The following is an 18,450-nucleotide window of genomic DNA, read 5'->3' on the forward strand; positions in this document are numbered from 1 at the left end:
GTTGATAAAAGAGCGAACGAACCCCTGCCTGCAAGGCATAATGTCCAGTGGATGGCTGTCGCGGCCTGGTGGTAGGCGAAGCCGCGTATTAGTGCGTATACTCCGTTTGCGCCAGCAGGGCGGATAACCGGCTGAAATCGAGTACGGAATACGGATTCTCCGGCGGCGCCAGCCTGCCCATCGCCGCCAGCGCCTGGAACCGGCTGATAATGGCGCCGGCAAGAGGGCGAATATCGATTTGCGGCGGTTGCCGCGCCAAGCCTTGCATCATCGTCGCCGGGGGAACGCCGGGATAAAATCGGGTTACGCTTGCCAGGGCGCCCTGCGGATCCGCCTTTATCGTGGTTTCCGCCTGCAACAGGGCCTTTATCACCGCATCCACCACATCCGGGTATTGATGTAAAAAGCTCTGGCGTGTGACCAATACGGTATCGGGGTAACCGGTTCCCCACACTTCGGCGGCGTCGCACATTTTTTGAAAACCCAGCATTTCGAGCTGGCTAATCACCGGCTCGATAAAAGTGCAGGCGTCTATTTCACGCCGCTGCATGGCGGTAATCGCCTGGTGCAAGGTGTCGAAATAACGAATATCGCTGTGTTGCCAGGCGCCGCGGTAATGGGTGATCGTATCGTGCAGCAACACTTCCATCGGGTCCTCGAAGAAGGTGCCGAAGCGCAGGGCAGAAGGCGCCGCGGCCACGCTGTCCGGATGGATCATTACCGCCATGCCGCCAACGCCGCTTCCGGCGATAATGCGCAGCGGATCCGGCGCGCTGAAATCGCTCAGCGGCTGGGTAAATCCCGTGGTGCCAATCTGCGCCGCGCCGCTTCTGAGCAAGGCGATGGTTGACGCCGTGCCGCTGAGTTCCGGCACCCTTACCGTTAATCCCTGTTCGCGAAAGTAACCGCATGCCTGCGCCACAAATAACGGCAGGTTGGAAAGCGCTTCACCATGAGCCAATACCAGTTCAGACATGCGGTGCTCCACAAAATGCTTAAAGATTGTCAACAATCATCTGCGGCGAAATAGCGTCGGGATCGTTGCGGCAGAGGATATGGATTAAATTTGACAATAAGATCATGCAAAATTGAAGTCAATAATTATTTAAATTGTTCATCAGTTTTATTTTCGTGATATGCATTTCTTATATATAGCGTTTTGCGGGCAAAAAGAAAGGAAAATACAAAGTGAAAAAAAGAGCGCCTAAAGCGCTCTTTCTACAGGGGAAAACCGGTGGATGTAAAGGATAGGGGGACATCGAGGCTGCCGGACCGCATGCGCCAGATATAAGAAATTCAGTTTCCCGTGCCGAGCAGGATCTCTTCCAGATCGTCTTCCTCTTCTTCCGGCTCTTCCAGATGAAGCGAATTTTCGATCCCCAACAGGTGATCCAACATCAGTTTTTGCGCGCGCATGCTGTCCCGCGCCTCTACCGCATCGACCAGCCGTTCATGCTCGTTGTGCTGGCAGGTGACGTCCGTGGGGGTGTCATACAGCAGGATAGTCAAGCACGTCAATAACTGCAGGCCGCGTACGGTTCTTTCAAGAAAACGATTTCCCGCCAGGGAGGCCAGCAGCACATGAAACTCGCCGGACAAGCGCACAATCTTGCGGCGATCGCCTGAATGCCTGGCTTTTTCTTCCTGTTTAACGTGCTGGCGCAGCAGCGTGATTTCCTGCGCGGTCACCCGCTGACATATATTTTCCAGCAAGGGAATCTCGACATAGCGCCGGGCCTGGAAAAATTCCTTCGCTTCCGCAATGGTGGGGCTGGCAATAAAAGCGCCACGGTTGGGCAGGATTTCCACCACGCGCTCGAAAGCCATTTGTTGCAAAGCCTCTCTTACGACGGTGCGGGAGACCTTGAAAATGGCCGCCAGCTTTTCTTCCGTAAGCTTGGTGCCGGGCTTCAGGCGGTGTTCCGAGATGGCATTCATTAATTTCTCATACACCGCGCTGCGATCCCGGGCACATAGCGTGGCCGCGGCCTGCATATTTTCATCTGTCGGACGTTTCGCTCTGGCCATGTTAAATCACTCAGCCTCCTACCTGTGGCGGAATTTAATATCAATATTTATTTACAACAATCATGACACCAATATGTATATGTCTACAAGATAAATTGTTAAACATTAAAATTAATTATGTTTATCAGTCTATCCGGCCAAGTTGGTATGGCCATGGTGTTATGACATTATGGCCCGGGCTACTATCCCTGAATTGCCCTCACTTGTCCGGCTTTTGTTGGCTAATATCACTTGTTTCGTTAAAAAATCGTACTATTTTACAAGATCGGCAGCGGCCTTCCAGGGATTATCGAAGCGTAGACACGCGTCGTATCAATAATAGGACCATGCCATGGATCATATTGTGTATGTTGTTGACGATGATGATGCGGTAAGACAAGCCATCGTTCGGCTGCTACAGTCGGAAGACTTTAACGTTGCCGATTTCGCCTCGGCGGAGATGTTCCTGAACCAGCATTTTGGCCCGCTCCCCAGTTGCTTGATCCTCGATATGAATATGCCGGTGGCGGATGGGTTCCAGGTTCTGGCCGCGCTGGAAAAAAAGGGCAGGGAATTGCCGATTATTTTTATCACCGGGTTTGGCACCATTCCTCTTTCGGTGCGAGCGATGAAGGCCGGGGCCTGCGAGTTTTTAACCAAACCGATCGACGCGGAAGACCTGCTCAACGCCGTGCGCGAGGGGCTGTCGGCGGCGGAAAAAAACCTCTCGTTCGTGAGCGAGCAGTCGAGCCTGGCCCAACGGCATCAAACCCTGACGCCCCGGGAGCGCGAAGTCCTGGGACTGGCCATCGGCGGCCTGCTGAATAAACAAATCGCCACGGCGCTGGGCGTCAGTGAAATTACCGCCAAGGTCCATAAACGGCGGGTGATGGAAAAAATGCAGACCCGCTCCCTGGCCGATCTGGTGCGGGCGGCGGAACGGCTGCATATTGTTAAATCACAAAGTCGTTAACGCTTCCCTTCTTATGAGGAACATCATTATGCCGGAGCATGTCAATGGCGATTATCGCGCCAGCCTCAAAACCGTTTCAACCTCATTACGTAAGCTGCATAAGGCCTTGATTGACCTGGAAACGGCGCGCTTCGGCCCGATCGGCGGCCCGTTTGAGCATTTGCAACTGGTGAGCAGCCATCCGCAGTTTGCCTGGATCCGGCGCCTGTCGGAGATCTTGGTGGAATTGGACGAACGGCTGGATGAACCGGACGACATCGATGCCGCAACGGTCCTGTCATATAAAACCGTCATTGAGCGTTTACTTGCCCTCGGGCCGGAAAACGACACGGAATTCGCTAAAAAATATATCGCCGCGCTGCAGGAATCCACCGAGGTGGCGATGGCGCACGGGGCGCTGCGTCATCTCCTGTTTTTAGCCAATGATACGTCAGGCGCGCCGGGTAATGCGCCGGCATGATGCATAGGCTCAGGGCTGTGCCGGGGGCCACGGCGCCGTCGGTACGGCCAGGCTGCCGCCCTGGGTGCGTTGCCAATAACCCGGCGATGTGCCGGTAAAGGTTTTAAATACCCGTGAAAAATGGCTTTGGTCGGTAAAACCGCATTCGAGCGCGATCTCCGTCAGCGTCTGTTGCCTGGCGCCCAGGAGTTCCAGCGCTTTCCGGATGCGCATGTTTTGCAGCCAGACACAGGCGGAAGTGCCGGTGGTATTTTTGAAATTGCGCGCAAAGTGCGCGCGGGACAGGCCGCATTCCCGGGCAATCAATTCAAGCGAAACGCCCTTCGCCAGGTTTTCCAGCATAAAATCCTTGGCCCGTTGTTCCTGCCAGGGCGCCAGCCGGCCTTTTTGCCGGGTCCAGTCCTGGGATGCCTTGCCGTAGACTTCGGCAATATGGGCGAACAGCGCCAGGGAGATATGATCAAACATAAAATCATGCATGCCGCCGGGTTGACCCAATAACGGGATCAGCGCCTGTGCCAGATGATAAATCACCGGATCCAGCGCACCGGGAGCGCAGTCAAAATGACCGATGCGCTTTTGTCCGCTGTCATAGGTGAATTCGTCCAGCGCCTGGCGGGTAATTAAAAATCGTACGTTATCAAAGGCGCTCAAATGCTGGCAACGCCAGTCCTCGGTAAGCCTGGTAATCGCGACGGCCTGCTGCGCGTGTCCGCCCGCGTGGACCAGGCGGCCGTCATGCCAGAGTCGGTGCGAGGCGAAATCCCGCAGTTGCACGATAACGGAAAAGGCTTCGTGATGGGGAATGGCGATAACCGGCGCGTGTTCCGGCGGCATGGTTTCCCTATGGCGGCTGACGACCAGCCGCGCCGCGCCGGTGGCCAGCGGGTTGACTGGCGAGGTGATAGTATCGATTTTTTACGCTCCCGGTGAATGTCGTCGGCTTAGACTGCGCACGCGGCGCACGCAACAACAAGGATCGCTGCAGACCCACAGTAAACCACAGAATACCCGGCTGGCGACCCTTTCCCGGGGCGCCGGGGCGGGATTCAGAATTTAGCCATTAGGGCGAACGCCGCCGCGGCGCGGCCTGGTTTTGCCTTTAAGCGCCGGTGGGCAGCGCAGGCAGGGTGAACGAAAAACAGCTGCCGTGGGGATGGCGCTGTGACGCCGCCATCTGCCCCCGGTGGTTTTCGATTATGGCATGGCTGATGGCAAGCCCCATGCCCATGCCCTGCTTCTTGGTGGTATAAAAAGACTCGAATACCCGCGCCCTGACCTCGTCGCTCAGGCCGATACCGGTATCGGCCATGGCGAAGGTTATCTTGCCCGGCGCCGGATTGACGGAGGACAAGGTGAGGATGCGCGGCCGGTCATCCACGTCCGCCATGGCTTCCGCGGCGTTCATCACCAGGTTAAGCAGCACCTGCTGGATTTGCACGCTGTCGCCATAGACGATAAAGGCATCGGCCCATAGCTTATCTTCGATGGCAATCCGGCGTCTTTCCAGTTCGCTATGGGAAAGGGTAAGGATATGATGCGCGGTATGGTGCAAATCGACCGGGGCAAAATGGGGCGGCGCGTTGCGGGTGAGCGCCTGCAGGCTGCGGATCATCTCTCCCGCGCGCTTGCCTTCGGCAATGATATCCTCCAGGCCGGTGCGGACATTATCCAGCCTGGCCGGGTCGCGGTTCAGCCAGCGCAGGCTGGCGCCGGCGTTGGCCACGATGGACATCAGCGGCTGGTTGATTTCATGGGCAATCGAGGCGGTGAGCTGCCCGACCGTCGTGGCCCTCGCCACACGCGCCAAGTCGGCCTGCGCGGCCCTGACCGCGTCCTCGGCCTGTTTGCGGGCGGTGATATCGGTTATGGTGCCAAAATACTCGTGGGCATTGCCGCAGGCCGGGATCGGCTCGCCGATTCCCGCCACGTAGCGAACAGTGCCGTCAGTCCTGACGATGCGATACTCGGCTTGCATGGACAATCCTTTACCCAGGCAATAGTCGATCTGGTTGAGTATCCGGTTTCGGTCATCGGGGTGGACAAAACCGATATAGGCGGTATAGGAGATAGCCTGCTGCTCTTCATCCAAACCGAATATACGCGCGAATTCGGCCGATATTTCCAGCGTTTCCTGGGTGGTTTCCCAGCGCCAGCTGCCGGTGTGGCTGATCTTTTCCCCCAGCATTAATGAGGTCTGGCTGGTGCGCAGCTCGTTCTCGACGCGACGGCGCTGGATATTCTCCTCGAGCAATTCCGCGTACAGGGTGGCGGTTTCAATGGAGATGGCGGCCTGCGCCACCAACAGCGCAATTACCTTCGAATGTTCGGCGGTAAAGGCATCAGGTATCAGCCGGTTTTCCAGGTAGAGCACCCCCACCAGCCGGGCCTGTTTAAACATGGGCACGCACAGCGCCGCCGCGCCGGAAGCCATCAGGTAGGGGTCGTGGCTGAACGGGCTGAACTCCCCCGGCGCGCCCAGGCGGATTTCCTGGCCGGTGCGAATGACGGCGTTAAGCATGGATACCGGCAGATCTGCCGCCACCGGCGCGGCCTTGACCACCTGTACGTTTACGCCGGCGACGGTGGTGTCGGCCCGCGCCTCGATAACCGGCGAACCGGCGATCACCCTGATCAGCAGGCCGCGCTGGGCGCCCGCGTGCTCCAGCGTCATTTTCATCAGGATATGAATCAGCCGGCCGAGATCGATTTCCTCGGATAATGCCCTTGAGGCGATGATAACGCTTTGCAGATCCTGGTTTTCCTGGGCCTGCCTAAAGGAAACCCCCGCGGGGAAACCGCCGCCATCGCCGTTTTTCTCCCGGCTCTCCAGTAAAGCGAACATCTCCTTTCGCATCAGCCCGGCTGCGTTTTTAGCGCCCCGGCGCGCCCGTATGGCCGCCAGGGAAAATTGCCATTTACCGTTGCGCCTGTCCCTGGTGGCCAGTCCGTCATTGATAACGCCGTTGATAAACTGCCGGGCGAGTAAAGGATTGCCGCCGGTCTCGGCATGCGCCAAACCGGCAAGCGCCGCCATATTGGCGGGTGTGGTACGAAAATCGCGCGCCAGCCATCGGGCCAGGGCGGCGGGGCTTAAGGGCGCGGGCTGGATATCCACCACCCGCGCCGCGTTATGGCGCAGCGTGGCAAGCGGCGCGGGACGCGACGGGTCCCCGGGGGATGTCGCGTCGCGTAACGCAACCACCAGCAGCAGCGGCAGCATGGCGGTATGGGCCATCAGGTGCTCCAGCAGGCCCATGCTGGCCGGGTCTATCCACTGAATGTCGTCGATGGCCAATACCAGCGGGCGGCCCAAAGAGGCAAAGGCGCTGGCCAGACCATATATCATAGGGTTAAACCGCGCCTCTCCCGCCTCGGCGGAAAGCGCGTACAGCGGGCTTTTTTTACCCAATATCAATGCCAGTTCCGGTACCAGATTGATGGCCAGCCCCGCATCATCGCCAAGCGACGACGCGAGACGTGTTTTCAGCGCATCGATTTGCGCCGCCGGTTGCCCGAGCATATACAGGGTAAGCGATCTGAACGCCTCCGACAGCACGGCGAACGGCAGTACCTGTCGATACCGGCAGACCCGGGCGACGGCCAGGAGCGCGTCTTCTCCCCGCAGTCCCGCCAGGGCGCGGGCAATCAGCGATGATCTGCCGATCCCAGGAGGGCCGCCGACCACCACCAGCGCATGGGTTCCCTGGCTTTTCACCCGGGTAAACGCAGTGGAAAAAGCCTGGAGACCGCTGGGCGGCGTGAAGCGGCCATCGGACGGCCGCAACGACGGGGAAACATCCTGCAGCCCCGGCATAAAGTGCCGGATATGGCCGTACGCCGCCAGCGCAGAACGGCATCGCCTGAAATCCGCCATCAACCCTTCGATGGTCTGGTAGCGGCTTTGCGCAGATTTAGCCAGCAGTTTCATCACCACCTGCGATAACATTTCCGGCACAGACGGCCGCAGGGTATGGGGCGCCGCCGGCTCGCAGGCGATATGGTGATGTATCCATTCGGCTACCCCGCCGCCGCCGGGGAACACAAACGGCGGCCGGCCGGCCAGCCGTTCATAAAAAATCATCCCCAGGGAATACAGATCGCTGCGGGCGTCGACGCCGCATTGGGTCCGTCCCGTATGTTCGGGCGACATATAGGCCAGCATATCCTTGCTGACCGGCATGCCCGCCGGCGCCGCCGCCGCGCGCGTCGCCGGGCCGCCCATATCAAGGCGGCAAGCGCCATCGTCGGTCATCGACAGCGCGGCGGGCGTCAGCGCGCCATGGATTATCCCCTCGGCATGCAACAGCCGCAGCGCGGCGCAAATACTCAGGGCCTGGGAGAGAAAAGCGGCGATGGCGCCATTCGCCGGGGCGGATAAGGGATCGGGGGCAGTGTGCGTCTTGTCATCGGTTAAGCGCGATCGTGGCGCCGGCGGCATTGCATTGATCATGGACTTCCCCCGCGTTGGGCTAATACCCGCTGGATATGCTCCAACAGCATATCCACATCGATAGGTTTACGCATAAAAGAAACCGCGCCGGCGTTTAGCGCCCTTTGTGCCATGTCCTCGTCGCCATGGCCGGAAATCAGCATGACCGGCAGCCCCGGTCGGGATTGTCCCAGGCGGCTGATAAGTTCAAACCCGTTTATCCCTTTCAATTTGACATCCAGGATGACGAAATCGATGCTATCCCGCGCTTCATCATTCAGGAATTGCTCCGCCGATTCAAAAGATATCGTCGCATAACCGGCGGATTGCAATAAATTACTTAATCCGCTTCTTACGGAACGATCGTCGTCGATAATGGCTATAAGCAACGAGGGCGTCATGACGGTCGTCCCTAGGATGGCGGGGGCTTTCGGGTATCGGGCGGCGGCGCGCCGCTGATCTTGGGGACACACTCCGTGCGAAACCATGCCAGGGTCAGCGGCTCCCGCTTCAGCAGGCGCCGGCAGACCGGCACAATCTGCTCTCCTATCAGCATACCGAGCAGGCCCAGCAGGGCAATAACCGGCGGCGCGGGTGAACGTACCTGCAGCAATGAATAAATCACGCCGGCTAACACCCCGGCCAGCAGGGAAACAACGTAGGATTTCATAGACCTCCTCCCGGAGCGGATGACTCGCCGCGCAGGGATCGATTGGGCGTGAGAGCCGCGTCTTGCGCCGTTAAGGAGGCAACGGTCTTTTTTGCCGGGGCGGCGTTTGCCGCGTGGCGTGTCGTGGGTTGCGCCGCAAAGGCCTGGCTTATCACCAGCGCCGACAGCTGTTCGCCGATAAGCATCCCCAGCAGGCCGATGAGGGCGATGGCGGGCGGGGCGGGGGAGCGCACTTTCAGCAGCGCATAGACCAGGCCGATCAGAACCCCGGCGCCCAGCGAAATACAATAAGCATTCATATTCACCCCTGCTTTAACGGGAAGCGGCCGGGCGCGCCATGGGGACACGCCGGCCGGGAGAGCGGTTATTTCGCGGGAACCGGCGCCAGGGTATGGTGATCGCCATGGCCCCTTTCCGGCGCCTTATGCACCATGGTATAGGCATAATCCACGCCCATGCCGTAGGCGCCGGAATGCTCCCGCACGATAGCCATCACGGCGTCGTAAGTTTCCTTGCGCGCCCAGTCCCGCTGCCACTCCAGCATCACCTGTTGCCAGGTCACCGGGATCACGCCGGCCTGGATCATGCGCTGCATGGCGTAATCATGGGCTTCCCTGGACGTGCCGCCCGATGCGTCGGCCACCATATAGATTTCATAATCGCCCTCCGCCATGGCGCACAGGGCAAAACTGTTGTTGCATACCTCGGTCCACAGTCCCGACACCACGACTTTTTTCTTGCCGGTGGCGGCCAGCGCATCGCGCACTTTCTGGTCGTCCCAGGAGTTCATCGACGAGCGTTCAAGGATGTCGTGGGTGGGAAATACATCCAGCAGTTCCGGATAGGTATGGCCGGAAAAACTCAGGGTTTCCACCGTAGTGATGATGGTGGGAATGCCGAACACCTTCGCCGCTTTCGCCAGCGCCACCGTATTGTTCTTTAACACCTGGCGATCTATCGACTGTACGCCGAACGCCATTTGCGGCTGCTGATCGATAAAAATCATCTGGCAGTTGGAGGGCGTCAGCACGTCAAGTTTTGAATCAATCATAATGGTATCCCGAGAGGGTGGAAGGAAAGGATCGCCCGCGCTTACGCGGCGCGCCGGTTGGGACGATGGAAGCCGGAAGTCAGCGGAACATCCATCTGCTGAGATGGTAGGCCGGGGAAATAAGCGAAACCATTATCTCTATGTATAACTAGACGGTGATCCACGCCGGCGATAATAATCCAGCCATTGCCAACGCGACCACGCCTGACCGCCCGGTGCGCGTTTCCGCCCGCAGCCTGGCGCTGCCCACAGTTCCGGAGGTTTTATGGTTTCGCCCGATAAAGCAGAGACAGCCGAGTTAATCCTGGTGAACGGAAGGTTTCATACCCTGGACCGGCAAAATCCCCTTGCCGACGCGGTAGCCGTCGGCAAGGGGACATTCCTGGACGTCGGCGACGCCGCGTCGGCGATGCGTTACCGCGGTACGCAGACCAAGGTTATTGATCTGGGGGGGCGTACCGTCGTTCCCGGCCTGAACGACTCCCATCTTCACCTGATCCGCGGCGGGCTGAACTATAACCTCGAACTGCGCTGGGAAGGGGTGCCGTCATTGTCCGACGCCCTGGCGATGTTAAAGGCGCAGGCGGACCGCACGCCACATCCGCAGTGGGTCAGGGTCGTGGGCGGGTGGACCGAGTTCCAGTTTGCGGAGCGCCGGATGCCGACCCTGGACGAGCTTAATGCGGCGGCGCCGGATACGCCGGTCTTTGTACTGCATCTTTACGATCGCGCGCTGCTTAACCGCGCCGCGCTGCGGGTCGTCGGCTATACCAGGGAGACGCCCAATCCCCCGGGCGGCGAAATCCAGCGCGATGCGGCGGGTAATCCCACCGGTATGCTGATAGCCCGCCCGAACGCCATGATCCTGTATGCCACCCTGGCAAAAGGGCCGACGTTGCCGCTGGAGTACCAGGTGAATTCCACCCGGCAGTTTATGCGCGAACTCAACCGGCTCGGCGTCACCAGCGCCATTGATGCCGGCGGCGGTTTCCAGAACTACCCCGAGGATTATGACGTGGTGGATCAACTGGCGCGGGAAGGCCAGCTGACGGTGCGCATCGCCTACAATTTGTTTACCCAGCGTAAAGGCGCGGAGCTGGAGGATTTTCAAAAATGGACCGCCATGGTCAAGCCCGGGCAGGGGGATGACTTTTACCGGCACAACGGCGCGGGCGAAATGCTGGTGTTCTCCGCCGCCGATTTCGAGGACTTCCTGGAGCCGAGGCCGGATTTGGCCGCCGGCATGGAGAACGAACTTGAGCAGGTGGTCCGGCATTTGGTCTCCAATCGCTGGCCCTTCCGTTTGCACGCCACTTATAACGAATCCATCAGCCGCATGCTGGACGTGTTTGAAAAGGTGAATCGCGAGATCCCCTTCGACGGCTTGCATTGGTTATTTGACCACTGCGAAACCATTACGCCGCCCAATATCGAGCGGGTGCGCGCCCTGGGCGGCGGTATTGCCATCCAGCACCGCATGGCTTTTCAGGGCGAATATTTTGTCGATCGCTACGGCGCGGCGGCGGCGAGCCATACGCCGCCCATCGCGCGCATGCTGGCGATGGGCGTGCCGGTGGGCGGCGGCACGGATGCCACCCGCGTGGCCAGCTATAACCCCTGGACCGCGCTCTACTGGCTGGTATCGGGCCGCACCGTCGGCGGTATGAAACTTTATGATAGTGCGGATCGTCTGCCCCGTGATATTGCCCTTGAGCTGTGGACCGCCGGCAGCGCCTGGTTCTCCGGCGAGCAGGATAAAAAAGGGCGGATCAAGGCCGGCCAGCTTGCCGATATGGCGGTATTGACCGCGGATTTTTTTGCCGTGCACGAGGATGAGATCAAATCCATCGCGTCGCTGATGACCCTCGTCGGCGGTAAAGTCGTGTATGCGGACGGCGAGTTTACCTCCCACGGCCCGGCGGCAATTCCGGTGCTGCCGGACTGGTCGCCCGTCGCCCTGGTGCCGGGACATTACCGCCAACTGACCGCCGCCCGCGCCCCGATGTTGCCCCATGCCTGCGCCGGTGCCTGCGGCGTCCACGGCCATGCCCATGACGCCGCGCGCGGTTCCTCGGTGCCGGTCGCCAATCACGCCGGTTTTTGGGGCGCGCTGGGCTGCAGCTGCTTTGCGTTTTGACCATGAAAACCACCGGGCGGTTTTACCTCACCCCGCAGGTCGACCTGGGCCTGCTGTTCCTGCGCCTGACCGGCTGTTTTATGCTGTTGTACGTACACGGCGCGCCTAAAGTGCTGCACTACGCCGATGAGCTCACCAGGATTGAGGATCCTTTTGGGCTGGGGGCGTCCTTGAGCCTGTGGGCCGCCATTTTCGCCGAAGTGGTCTGCCCGGTGTTTATCGCGTTGGGCGTGGCCGCCAGGGCGGCCTGTCTGCCCATCATCGCGGTATTGCTTATCGCCATGCTGGCGGTTCATCCGGACTGGTCGGTAGCGGAAGGACAATTCGGCTGGCTGCTGCTGATTATCTTTACCACCATCGGGTTATGCGGTCCCGGCCGCTGGAGCCTGCGGCCGGCGGCGCGGGGAGGTATCTTATGACGACATCGGACAAACAGGTTTTCAATCAGGATGCCGCCGGCGGGGACAGCGCGGCGGCCGCGCCGCCCTCCTCGTGGAGCCCGCTGCGCCAGCGCGTCTTCCGTATGTTGTGGATTGCCACGGTGGCCTCCAATATCGGTTCCTGGATGAGTGATGTGGGCACCAGCTGGATGATGCTCACCCTTAATTCCGACCCGCTGATGGTGGCTATGGTCCAGGCCGCCGGCAGCCTGCCCATGTTCCTGTTTGCGCTGCCCTCGGGGGTGATGGCCGACATCGTCGACAGACGCAAATACCTGCTGTTTTCGCAGGCCTGGGTACTGGCGGTGGCGGTGGCCATGGCGCTGCTGGCATTGTCAGGCCAGATGACGCCGCCCCTGCTGCTGGCCGCGGCGTTCCTGCTAAGCACCGGCGCCGCCATGAGCTCGCCGCCGTTCCAGGCCATCGTGCCGGATCTGATACCGCGCGCGGATCTGGCGCCCGCCATCGCCCTGAACTCGCTTGGCATCAATATCAGCCGCGCCATCGGCCCCGCCCTGGGCGGCCTGATTTTATCGTTTTCCGGTCCGGCGGTGGTCTTTATGCTGAATGCCCTGTCGGTGGTGGGCGTCATCGTCGTGCTGTACCGCTGGAAAACCGACACCGCCATCCAGCGCCTGCCGCCCGAACATTTTTTTTCCGCCATGCGCGTGGGGCTGCGTTATGTCCATGCGGCGCCGGTGTTGCGCACGGTACTGGTGCGGGCCATGGCGTTCTTCCTTTTCGGCAGCGCCGGCTGGGCATTATTGCCGCTGGTGGCGCAACGCGAATTGGGCCTGGGGCCAGGCGGATATGGCGTGCTGCTGGCGGCCATCGGCATCGGCGCGATTTGCGGCGCCATCCTGCTGCCGGGGCTGCGTAAAAAGCTGACGCCCGACAGCCTGACGGTACTGGCCAGCCTGCTGTTTGCGCTTACCATGCTGGCGCTCGCTTTTGTCCGCCATTTCTGGTGGCTTGCCGGCATCCAGTTTTTTACCGGTTTTGCCTGGATAACCGTGCTGTCGACCCTGAATGTCGGCGCGCAGCGCAGCGCGGCGCGCTGGGTAAAGGCGCGCGCCCTGGCCGTTTACCTGACGGTATTTTTCGGCTCCATGACCGCCGGCAGCGCTGTCTGGGGGAAGCTGGCGTCGCAGCTGACTATATCCACCTCCCTGGCCGTGGCCGCCATCGGCATGGTATTGGGCACCGCCACCGCCCTGCGCTGGCGGTTAAACCAAGATCCCGATTTAAACCTTGAACCCACGGATCACCCCCTGGCGCCGGAGTCCGCCATAGAGCATGACCGGGGCCCGGTGATGATAAGCGTCGAGTATCAGGTTGAATCCGGGGAAATACCCGCCTTTATGCGCGCGATCCAGGAAATGCGGCGCGTCCGCCGGCGCGGCGGCGCGCTGACCTGGGCGGTGTATGAGGACATCGAGTTTCCCGGCAAGTGTGTCGAGGTGTTTGTCGTCGGTTCCTGGCTTGAACATCTGCGACAGCATGAGCGTCACACGGTGAATGATAAACGCATCCAGGATCGGGTGCGCGCATTCCATCATGGCGAGCAGCCGCCGGTGGTGCGCCATCTGGTGGCGCCTGAATAGCGCATTACGGCAACAGATATGACGTCCTGAATCCGGGGATGTACACACCTTCAGTTTTCCCGCACACACCCTGTAAGGAGTATACCTATGACTACTTTTATGACCCGTGACGGCACAGAAATCTATTTCAAGGACTGGGGGCAGGGACAGCCGGTGATCTTTGTCCACGGCTGGCCGCTGGATGCCGATATGTGGGAATACCAGATGACGTTCCTGGCGGCAAAAGGTTATCGCGCGATTGCCTACGATCGCCGTGGTTTCGGCCGTTCCAGCCAGCCCTGGGAGGGTTATGATTATGATACCTTCGCCGATGATCTGGAGGAACTGCTGCAAAAGCTGGAGATCCAGCACGCGGTGCTGGTGGGGTTTTCCATGGGTGGCGGCGAAGTCGCGCGCTACATTGCCCGCCACGGCACCCGGCGGTTGGCAAAGGCGGTGCTGATAAGCGCGGTAACCCCGTTGTTTATCAAAACCGCCGATCATCCCGAAGGCGTGGATAAATCGGTCTTCGATGGCATAAAAGCGGGCCTGGCCGCCGACCGGCCGCAGTTTTTAAGCGATTTCAGCACGGTGTTCCACGGTACCAATCGCCCCGATAGCAAGGTTTCGGCCGGCATCCTCACCCAAACGCTGAATATCGCCCTGCTGGCCTCCATTAAAGGCACCCTGGACTGCGTCACCGCGTTCTCGGAAACGGATTTTCGCCAGGATATGCCGGCATTTTCATTGCCGACCCTGGTCATCCATGGCGATGACGATCAGGTGGTGCCTTTTGCGGCCACGGGTAAACTTGCGGCGGCGGCAATCCCGTCGGCCATCCTGAAAGTGTATCCCGGCGCCCCCCATGCCCTGTGTTTTACCCATAAAGACCGATTGAATCAGGATTTGTTGGCCTTTATACAGCAGGATTAAGCCATCCCGGCCCTGTGAATAGGCAGGCTGCGCCGCGTCCTGATAGGTTATGGATCAGGACGCTTCCAATAGGGCCAGATAATCGCCGATTTGCTTGCGCTGCTTGGTTTCGCGCAGTTGCAGGGCCATATTGATAATATCGAGCTGCCGGGCGTTGACGGCGATATCAGGGTGTAGCTTTCCTTTTGCCGCGAGCCATTCGGCCACGTCGGCCCAGCGCCATAACGGCGAGACGCCTTTGATCCTTTGCACCGGCGAGGGGAAATCGCCGCTGCCGCGGGTGCCGTCCTTGAGCATGGCAACCGCCTGCCGCGACATATCCGACAGCTCGGCGATATCGCTTAAACCAACCAGGTTGGCATCCACCGAGATGACCCTGGCGCCCAAATCCGCCGATTCGATATCACCGATGGCGCTTAACACCGCCTGGGCGAAAGACGCGCTGTCGCGATCGAATTCCAGGTACACGGATTTACCATAAAAACACACCAGGGCGTCATCGCAGCCGCTCTCGAACAGCCGGTCTTCCAGTCCTTTGGTCTCTGCGGTTACGCCGGAGAGGGTAAGCGCAAAATTGTACAATGCCATTGTCACCTCGATTAAAGGCGGAGACCCGCCTTTGCGTAATAAAGCATGTGGCCATGTTACCGGCAGTGATTGATCTTGCGGCGAAGCTGCCTGGCATGGTTTTCCGCGCTGCGGGGCGTAGACCAGACACTCATTTGATGTTCTTCATGGCCGGGCACGCCGCGGGTCAGGCGGCCAAACGCATGCCCTTTGCCATGGCGAAATCGCCAGCCTTTGGAGAGAGCATATTCAATCGCCGCCTGAATATGCTTGTTGGGATGATCCTTCATCTCCCTCCCTATTGCTTGGGTTAATGTAATAGACGTGTTGACGCTTGTCAACGATGAATGGCAGTCTCCTGCCGGCTGAGAGTAACAAATCTTTCGCAAGAAGAGAGCATAACGGGTTATTTAACAGTGGATTAGCGAGCGGCGCCGCAAATTCTGGGGTAATGGCGGGGCGGTACGGCCGCCACCGCCCAGCGGTTTATCACAGTGGCGCCTATGGCCGCTGCGCGCTGATATGCGGCGCAAGCTGTGCCGCCAGCCAGTCCATAAACACCCGCGCGCGCTGGGGCAGATAACGGCGATCGGCATAGACCAGCGAAACGTCCATAGGCGGCGCGGGGCAGTCGGGCAGGATCGCCACCAGTCGTCCGGCGGCCAGATGCTCCTCCAGGCCGATGGCCGGCGCCTGGATAATACCCAGGCCGCCGAGACAGGCCGCGTTATAGGCATCGACATTGTTCACCGTGACCAGCGAGGGAAGCTCCTGGCTCAGGTACTTGCCCTGATGGCGGTAAACAAATCCCTCCGCGCGCGATCCCAGGCTGGAGACATAATGGATCAGCACATGGCCGGCCAGATCCGCCGGCGTCCTGGGTATGCCATAGGCCGCCAGGTAAGACGGACTGGCGCAGTTCACCATGGGCAGCCGGCCCAGCCGCCGGGCGACCAGGGAAGCCTCGGTCAGTTCGCCGATGCGCAGGACGCAGTCAAAACCTTCGCGCACGATATCCACCCGGCGATCGGTGCAGCTGATTTCAATGCGCAGGTTGGGATATTTTTGCATAAATTCGCCCAATTGCGGCAATACCAGGGCGCGGGCAATACCGGCGGGCATATCCACCCGCAATCGCCCGGCCAGCACCAGGCCGTCCTGACGGAATAATCCCTCAAGTTCATCCATGTTCGCCAGCATATCCTTGCCGCGCTCATACAGCGCCAGCCCGTCCTGGGTGGCCGTGACGCGGCGGGTCGTGCGATGCAGCAACCTGGCGCCCACCAGGGCTTCCAGGGTCTGGACATGTTCCGATACCGTTGATTTAGGCAGGCCAAGGCTCTCGCCCGCCTGGGTAAAACTGGACAGTTCGCTGACGCGAATAAAACTGCGCAGCAGCTCAAGCTTGTTGACCATCGTATGTCCGGATTATTGTCCTGTCATACCGAACAGTATTTCCGCTTTTTGCGGGTTTATCTATACCCCGCCGGCTAATAAGCTGTAGACCGACAGATTTACCTACCCACAGGAGCACATCGAGATGAGTCACAAAATTGCTTTAATTACCGGCGCCAGCCGTGGACTGGGCAAAAACGCCGCTCTGCACCTGGCGGCAAAGGGCGTGGATATTATCGGCACCTATCATAGCCGGGCCGAGGAAGCGCAGGCGCTGGTGGCGGAGATTCAACGGGCCGGCGGCAAGGCGGTCATGCTGCAGCTGGACGTCGGCGACAGTAGCCGGTTCAGTGAATTCGCCGCTGAAGTCGGCCGCACCCTGGCCGAGGAGTTTCAATGCGATCGGTTTGATTATCTGGTCAACAATGCGGGCATCGGGCTGCATGCCGCTATCGCCGACACCACCGAACAGCAGTTTGATGAGCTGTTCAGGATTCATTTGAAAGGCCCGTTTTTCCTGACGCAAAAACTGCTGCCGCTGATAGCCGACGGCGGGCGCATCCTGAATATTTCCACCGGCCTGACGCGTTTCACCGCCTCGACGGCCGCCGCCGCGTACGCCACCATGAAAGGCGGCCTTGAGGTGTTGACCCGCTATCAGGCCAAAGAATTGGGCGGCAGGGGCATCAGCGTAAATGCCCTGGCTCCCGGGGCGATAGAAACGGACTTCGGCGGTGGGATAGTGCGCGATAACCAGCAGGTCAATCAGCTTATCGCCGCCAACACCGCCCTGGGCCGGGCGGGCCTGCCCGACGATATCGGCGGCGCGGTGGCCGCCCTGCTTGCCGAGGGTACTCATTGGATGACCGGCCAGCGTATCGAAGCCTCCGGCGGCATGTTTATCTGACGCGCCGGGCCGCGCTGTCCGCCAGCTGCAGGGCGCAGGGCAGCCGGCGCAGTTCCGCCATGACCGGCGGCGGGAGTTTGTCGTCGGTGATGATGTCGGTTAAGTCCGCCAGGGGCATGGCGCAGAACAGCGAGTAAGCGCCGTATTTACTGCTGTCCGCCAGCAGGATACGCCGTCCGGCATGGGCGGCGAGATCCCGTTTGAGCGCCGCTTTATCCTCTGTCGGCGTGGTCACGCCCTTTTCCAGGCTCCAGGAGTTGCAACTGATAAAGGCCACGTCCGGATAGATTTTCTGCAGCAGCTGGCGGCCGTGGTCGCCGATGCAGGACTGGCTGCTGTCATCAATACGTCCGCCGGTAATCGTCACCTCGATTTGCTTGAATTCCGATAAGAACAGCGCGATATGCAAATCCGAGGTGATAACCCGCAACGGCAGATGGGTCAGATGGCGCGCCAGTTCCAGCATGGTGGTGCCCGCATCCAGCACGACGGCGTCGCCGGGCCGCACGCATTGCGCCGCCAGTTCGGCGATGGCCTGTTTCTCCAGCAGGTTGCGCTGCTGTTTTTCGTTGGTGGTCGGCTGCGCGGGGATAAAACGGTTGAGCGTGACGCCGCCGTGGGTACGGCTGATAACGCCCTGCTCATCAAGTTTGATTAAATCGCGGCGAATGGTCGCGGGGGAGGCGGTTATCGCCTCGACCAGTTGTTCCACGGTGACCAGATTATGGCTTTTAAGGTATTCCATAATCTGATCTAAACGACTTTGTCCCTTCATAGCGCCCGTTCAGTTAAGCCAATGGCACGGCTGATTTTATGGATATCGCCATGCTGTCAGAGTTGGCTTTAGCTGTCCAGCCAATATCAAACGCCGCGCTTTTGTCCCCGTCATCTAACC

Annotated in this window: 18 protein-coding genes and 2 pseudogenes; 7 read left to right on the forward strand and 13 right to left on the reverse strand. The window is 59.8% G+C overall.

Annotated elements, in window-relative coordinates:
- Positions 1-88 precede the first annotated feature (88 nt).
- Positions 89-976, reverse strand: coding sequence for an ABC transporter substrate-binding protein (locus ACL2XQ_RS00545; RefSeq protein ID WP_413721858.1), 888 nt, complete (start codon positions 974-976; stop codon positions 89-91).
- Positions 977-1,296: 320 nt separating this feature from the next.
- A complete protein-coding gene (locus tag ACL2XQ_RS00550; protein WP_413721859.1) occupies positions 1,297-2,028 on the reverse strand; it encodes a GntR family transcriptional regulator in 732 nt (243 codons plus the stop codon).
- 331 nt (positions 2,029-2,359) lie between these two features.
- Between ACL2XQ_RS00550 and ACL2XQ_RS00555 the strand changes: the two genes are divergently transcribed.
- Together ACL2XQ_RS00555 and ACL2XQ_RS00560 are read left to right on the forward strand one after the other, a co-directional pair.
- Complete coding sequence (locus ACL2XQ_RS00555) at positions 2,360-2,980, forward strand: response regulator transcription factor (protein ID WP_413721860.1); 621 nt, start codon at positions 2,360-2,362, stop codon at positions 2,978-2,980.
- 28 nt (positions 2,981-3,008) lie between these two features.
- Positions 3,009-3,440, forward strand: coding sequence for a hypothetical protein (locus ACL2XQ_RS00560; protein WP_413721861.1), 432 nt, complete (start codon positions 3,009-3,011; stop codon positions 3,438-3,440).
- A 9-nt stretch (positions 3,441-3,449) separates the two neighbouring features.
- On the opposite strand, the gene ACL2XQ_RS00565 is transcribed toward ACL2XQ_RS00560, so the two are convergent.
- From ACL2XQ_RS00565 to ACL2XQ_RS00595, 7 genes and pseudogenes are all read right to left on the reverse strand, one after another.
- Positions 3,450-4,277, reverse strand: a complete 828-nt coding sequence (locus ACL2XQ_RS00565) for a helix-turn-helix domain-containing protein (protein WP_413721862.1) — start codon at positions 4,275-4,277, stop codon at positions 3,450-3,452.
- A gap of 265 nt (positions 4,278-4,542) precedes the next feature.
- A pseudogene (locus tag ACL2XQ_RS00570) lies at positions 4,543-6,225 on the reverse strand (ATP-binding protein); the annotation flags it as partial.
- A 429-nt stretch (positions 6,226-6,654) separates the two neighbouring features.
- Positions 6,655-7,893: pseudogene (locus tag ACL2XQ_RS00575) on the reverse strand (serine/threonine protein kinase); the annotation flags it as partial.
- A complete protein-coding gene (locus tag ACL2XQ_RS00580) occupies positions 7,890-8,273 on the reverse strand; it encodes a response regulator transcription factor (protein WP_413721863.1) in 384 nt (127 codons plus the stop codon). The gene ACL2XQ_RS00580 and the pseudogene ACL2XQ_RS00575, both read right to left, overlap by 4 nt.
- Positions 8,274-8,284: 11 nt before the next feature.
- A complete protein-coding gene (locus tag ACL2XQ_RS00585) occupies positions 8,285-8,542 on the reverse strand; it encodes a DUF1427 family protein (RefSeq protein WP_410012587.1) in 258 nt (85 codons plus the stop codon).
- Positions 8,539-8,841: a DUF1427 family protein gene (locus ACL2XQ_RS00590; protein WP_413721864.1), complete on the reverse strand. Its 303-nt coding sequence runs from the start codon at positions 8,839-8,841 to the stop codon at positions 8,539-8,541. The genes ACL2XQ_RS00585 and ACL2XQ_RS00590 overlap by 4 nt, the downstream gene beginning before the upstream one ends.
- 65 nt (positions 8,842-8,906) lie before the next feature.
- On the reverse strand, positions 8,907-9,593 hold the full coding sequence (locus ACL2XQ_RS00595; RefSeq protein ID WP_410012585.1) for a hydrolase: 687 nt from the start codon (positions 9,591-9,593) through the stop codon (positions 8,907-8,909).
- A 265-nt stretch (positions 9,594-9,858) separates the two neighbouring features.
- On the opposite strand from ACL2XQ_RS00595, the gene ACL2XQ_RS00600 reads away from it, so the two are divergent.
- The 4 genes from ACL2XQ_RS00600 to ACL2XQ_RS00615 all read left to right on the forward strand — a co-directional run bounded on the left by ACL2XQ_RS00600 (position 9,859) and on the right by ACL2XQ_RS00615 (position 14,686).
- The gene (locus tag ACL2XQ_RS00600; RefSeq protein ID WP_413721865.1) at positions 9,859-11,730 is read left to right on the forward strand and encodes an amidohydrolase; all 1,872 of its coding nucleotides are present in this window, start codon (positions 9,859-9,861) and stop codon (positions 11,728-11,730) included.
- A gap of 2 nt (positions 11,731-11,732) precedes the next feature.
- On the forward strand, positions 11,733-12,149 hold the full coding sequence (locus ACL2XQ_RS00605; RefSeq protein ID WP_410012583.1) for a DoxX family protein: 417 nt from the start codon (positions 11,733-11,735) through the stop codon (positions 12,147-12,149).
- Positions 12,146-13,774 carry an MFS transporter gene (locus ACL2XQ_RS00610; protein ID WP_413721866.1) on the forward strand — a complete coding sequence of 543 codons (1,629 nt, stop codon included), beginning with the start codon at positions 12,146-12,148 and terminating at the stop codon, positions 13,772-13,774. Before ACL2XQ_RS00605 ends, ACL2XQ_RS00610 begins: the two co-directional genes overlap by 4 nt.
- A gap of 87 nt (positions 13,775-13,861) precedes the next feature.
- A complete protein-coding gene (locus ACL2XQ_RS00615) occupies positions 13,862-14,686 on the forward strand; it encodes an alpha/beta fold hydrolase (RefSeq protein WP_413739926.1) in 825 nt (274 codons plus the stop codon).
- Positions 14,687-14,740: 54 nt separating this feature from the next.
- Here the strand turns inward: ACL2XQ_RS00615 and ACL2XQ_RS00620 are convergent, their stop codons facing one another.
- The 3 genes from ACL2XQ_RS00620 to ACL2XQ_RS00630 form a co-directional block, all read right to left on the reverse strand.
- Positions 14,741-15,274, reverse strand: coding sequence for a helix-turn-helix transcriptional regulator (locus ACL2XQ_RS00620; RefSeq protein WP_410012580.1), 534 nt, complete (start codon positions 15,272-15,274; stop codon positions 14,741-14,743).
- A gap of 56 nt (positions 15,275-15,330) precedes the next feature.
- Positions 15,331-15,543, reverse strand: a complete 213-nt coding sequence (locus ACL2XQ_RS00625; RefSeq protein WP_413739927.1) for a hypothetical protein — start codon at positions 15,541-15,543, stop codon at positions 15,331-15,333.
- A gap of 211 nt (positions 15,544-15,754) precedes the next feature.
- Positions 15,755-16,669, reverse strand: coding sequence for a LysR family transcriptional regulator (locus tag ACL2XQ_RS00630; RefSeq protein ID WP_410012578.1), 915 nt, complete (start codon positions 16,667-16,669; stop codon positions 15,755-15,757).
- 124 nt (positions 16,670-16,793) lie between these two features.
- Between ACL2XQ_RS00630 and ACL2XQ_RS00635 the strand changes: the two genes are divergently transcribed.
- On the forward strand, positions 16,794-17,555 hold the full coding sequence (locus ACL2XQ_RS00635; RefSeq protein WP_413739928.1) for an SDR family NAD(P)-dependent oxidoreductase: 762 nt from the start codon (positions 16,794-16,796) through the stop codon (positions 17,553-17,555).
- On the opposite strand, the gene ACL2XQ_RS00640 is transcribed toward ACL2XQ_RS00635, so the two are convergent.
- The gene (locus ACL2XQ_RS00640; RefSeq protein WP_413727358.1) at positions 17,548-18,330 is read right to left on the reverse strand and encodes a DeoR/GlpR family DNA-binding transcription regulator; all 783 of its coding nucleotides are present in this window, start codon (positions 18,328-18,330) and stop codon (positions 17,548-17,550) included. The genes ACL2XQ_RS00635 and ACL2XQ_RS00640 overlap by 8 nt on opposite strands.
- Between the last annotated feature and the right edge of the window lie 120 nt (positions 18,331-18,450).

It is taken from the genome of Sodalis sp. RH14 (assembly GCF_047324285.1).
GTDB lineage: Bacteria > Pseudomonadota > Gammaproteobacteria > Enterobacterales > Enterobacteriaceae > Acerihabitans.

Coding starts and splice junctions, on each gene's coding strand:
- ACL2XQ_RS00545 (WP_413721858.1), bottom strand. CDS start 976: ATGTCTGAACTGGTATTGGCTCATGGTGAAGCGCTTTCCAACCTGCCG.
- ACL2XQ_RS00585 (WP_410012587.1), bottom strand. CDS start 8,542: ATGAAATCCTACGTTGTTTCCCTGCTGGCCGGGGTGTTAGCCGGCGTG.
- ACL2XQ_RS00595 (WP_410012585.1), bottom strand. CDS start 9,593: ATGATTGATTCAAAACTTGACGTGCTGACGCCCTCCAACTGCCAGATG.
- ACL2XQ_RS00550 (WP_413721859.1), bottom strand. CDS start 2,028: ATGGCCAGAGCGAAACGTCCGACAGATGAAAATATGCAGGCCGCGGCC.
- ACL2XQ_RS00630 (WP_410012578.1), bottom strand. CDS start 16,669: ATGGTCAACAAGCTTGAGCTGCTGCGCAGTTTTATTCGCGTCAGCGAA.
- ACL2XQ_RS00610 (WP_413721866.1), top strand. CDS start 12,146: ATGACGACATCGGACAAACAGGTTTTCAATCAGGATGCCGCCGGCGGG.
- ACL2XQ_RS00615 (WP_413739926.1), top strand. CDS start 13,862: ATGACTACTTTTATGACCCGTGACGGCACAGAAATCTATTTCAAGGAC.
- ACL2XQ_RS00600 (WP_413721865.1), top strand. CDS start 9,859: ATGGTTTCGCCCGATAAAGCAGAGACAGCCGAGTTAATCCTGGTGAAC.
- ACL2XQ_RS00635 (WP_413739928.1), top strand. CDS start 16,794: ATGAGTCACAAAATTGCTTTAATTACCGGCGCCAGCCGTGGACTGGGC.
- ACL2XQ_RS00640 (WP_413727358.1), bottom strand. CDS start 18,330: ATGAAGGGACAAAGTCGTTTAGATCAGATTATGGAATACCTTAAAAGC.
- ACL2XQ_RS00620 (WP_410012580.1), bottom strand. CDS start 15,274: ATGGCATTGTACAATTTTGCGCTTACCCTCTCCGGCGTAACCGCAGAG.
- ACL2XQ_RS00590 (WP_413721864.1), bottom strand. CDS start 8,841: ATGAATGCTTATTGTATTTCGCTGGGCGCCGGGGTTCTGATCGGCCTG.
- ACL2XQ_RS00625 (WP_413739927.1), bottom strand. CDS start 15,543: ATGAAGGATCATCCCAACAAGCATATTCAGGCGGCGATTGAATATGCT.
- ACL2XQ_RS00605 (WP_410012583.1), top strand. CDS start 11,733: ATGAAAACCACCGGGCGGTTTTACCTCACCCCGCAGGTCGACCTGGGC.
- ACL2XQ_RS00580 (WP_413721863.1), bottom strand. CDS start 8,273: ATGACGCCCTCGTTGCTTATAGCCATTATCGACGACGATCGTTCCGTA.
- ACL2XQ_RS00565 (WP_413721862.1), bottom strand. CDS start 4,277: ATGCCGCCGGAACACGCGCCGGTTATCGCCATTCCCCATCACGAAGCC.
- ACL2XQ_RS00555 (WP_413721860.1), top strand. CDS start 2,360: ATGGATCATATTGTGTATGTTGTTGACGATGATGATGCGGTAAGACAA.
- ACL2XQ_RS00560 (WP_413721861.1), top strand. CDS start 3,009: ATGCCGGAGCATGTCAATGGCGATTATCGCGCCAGCCTCAAAACCGTT.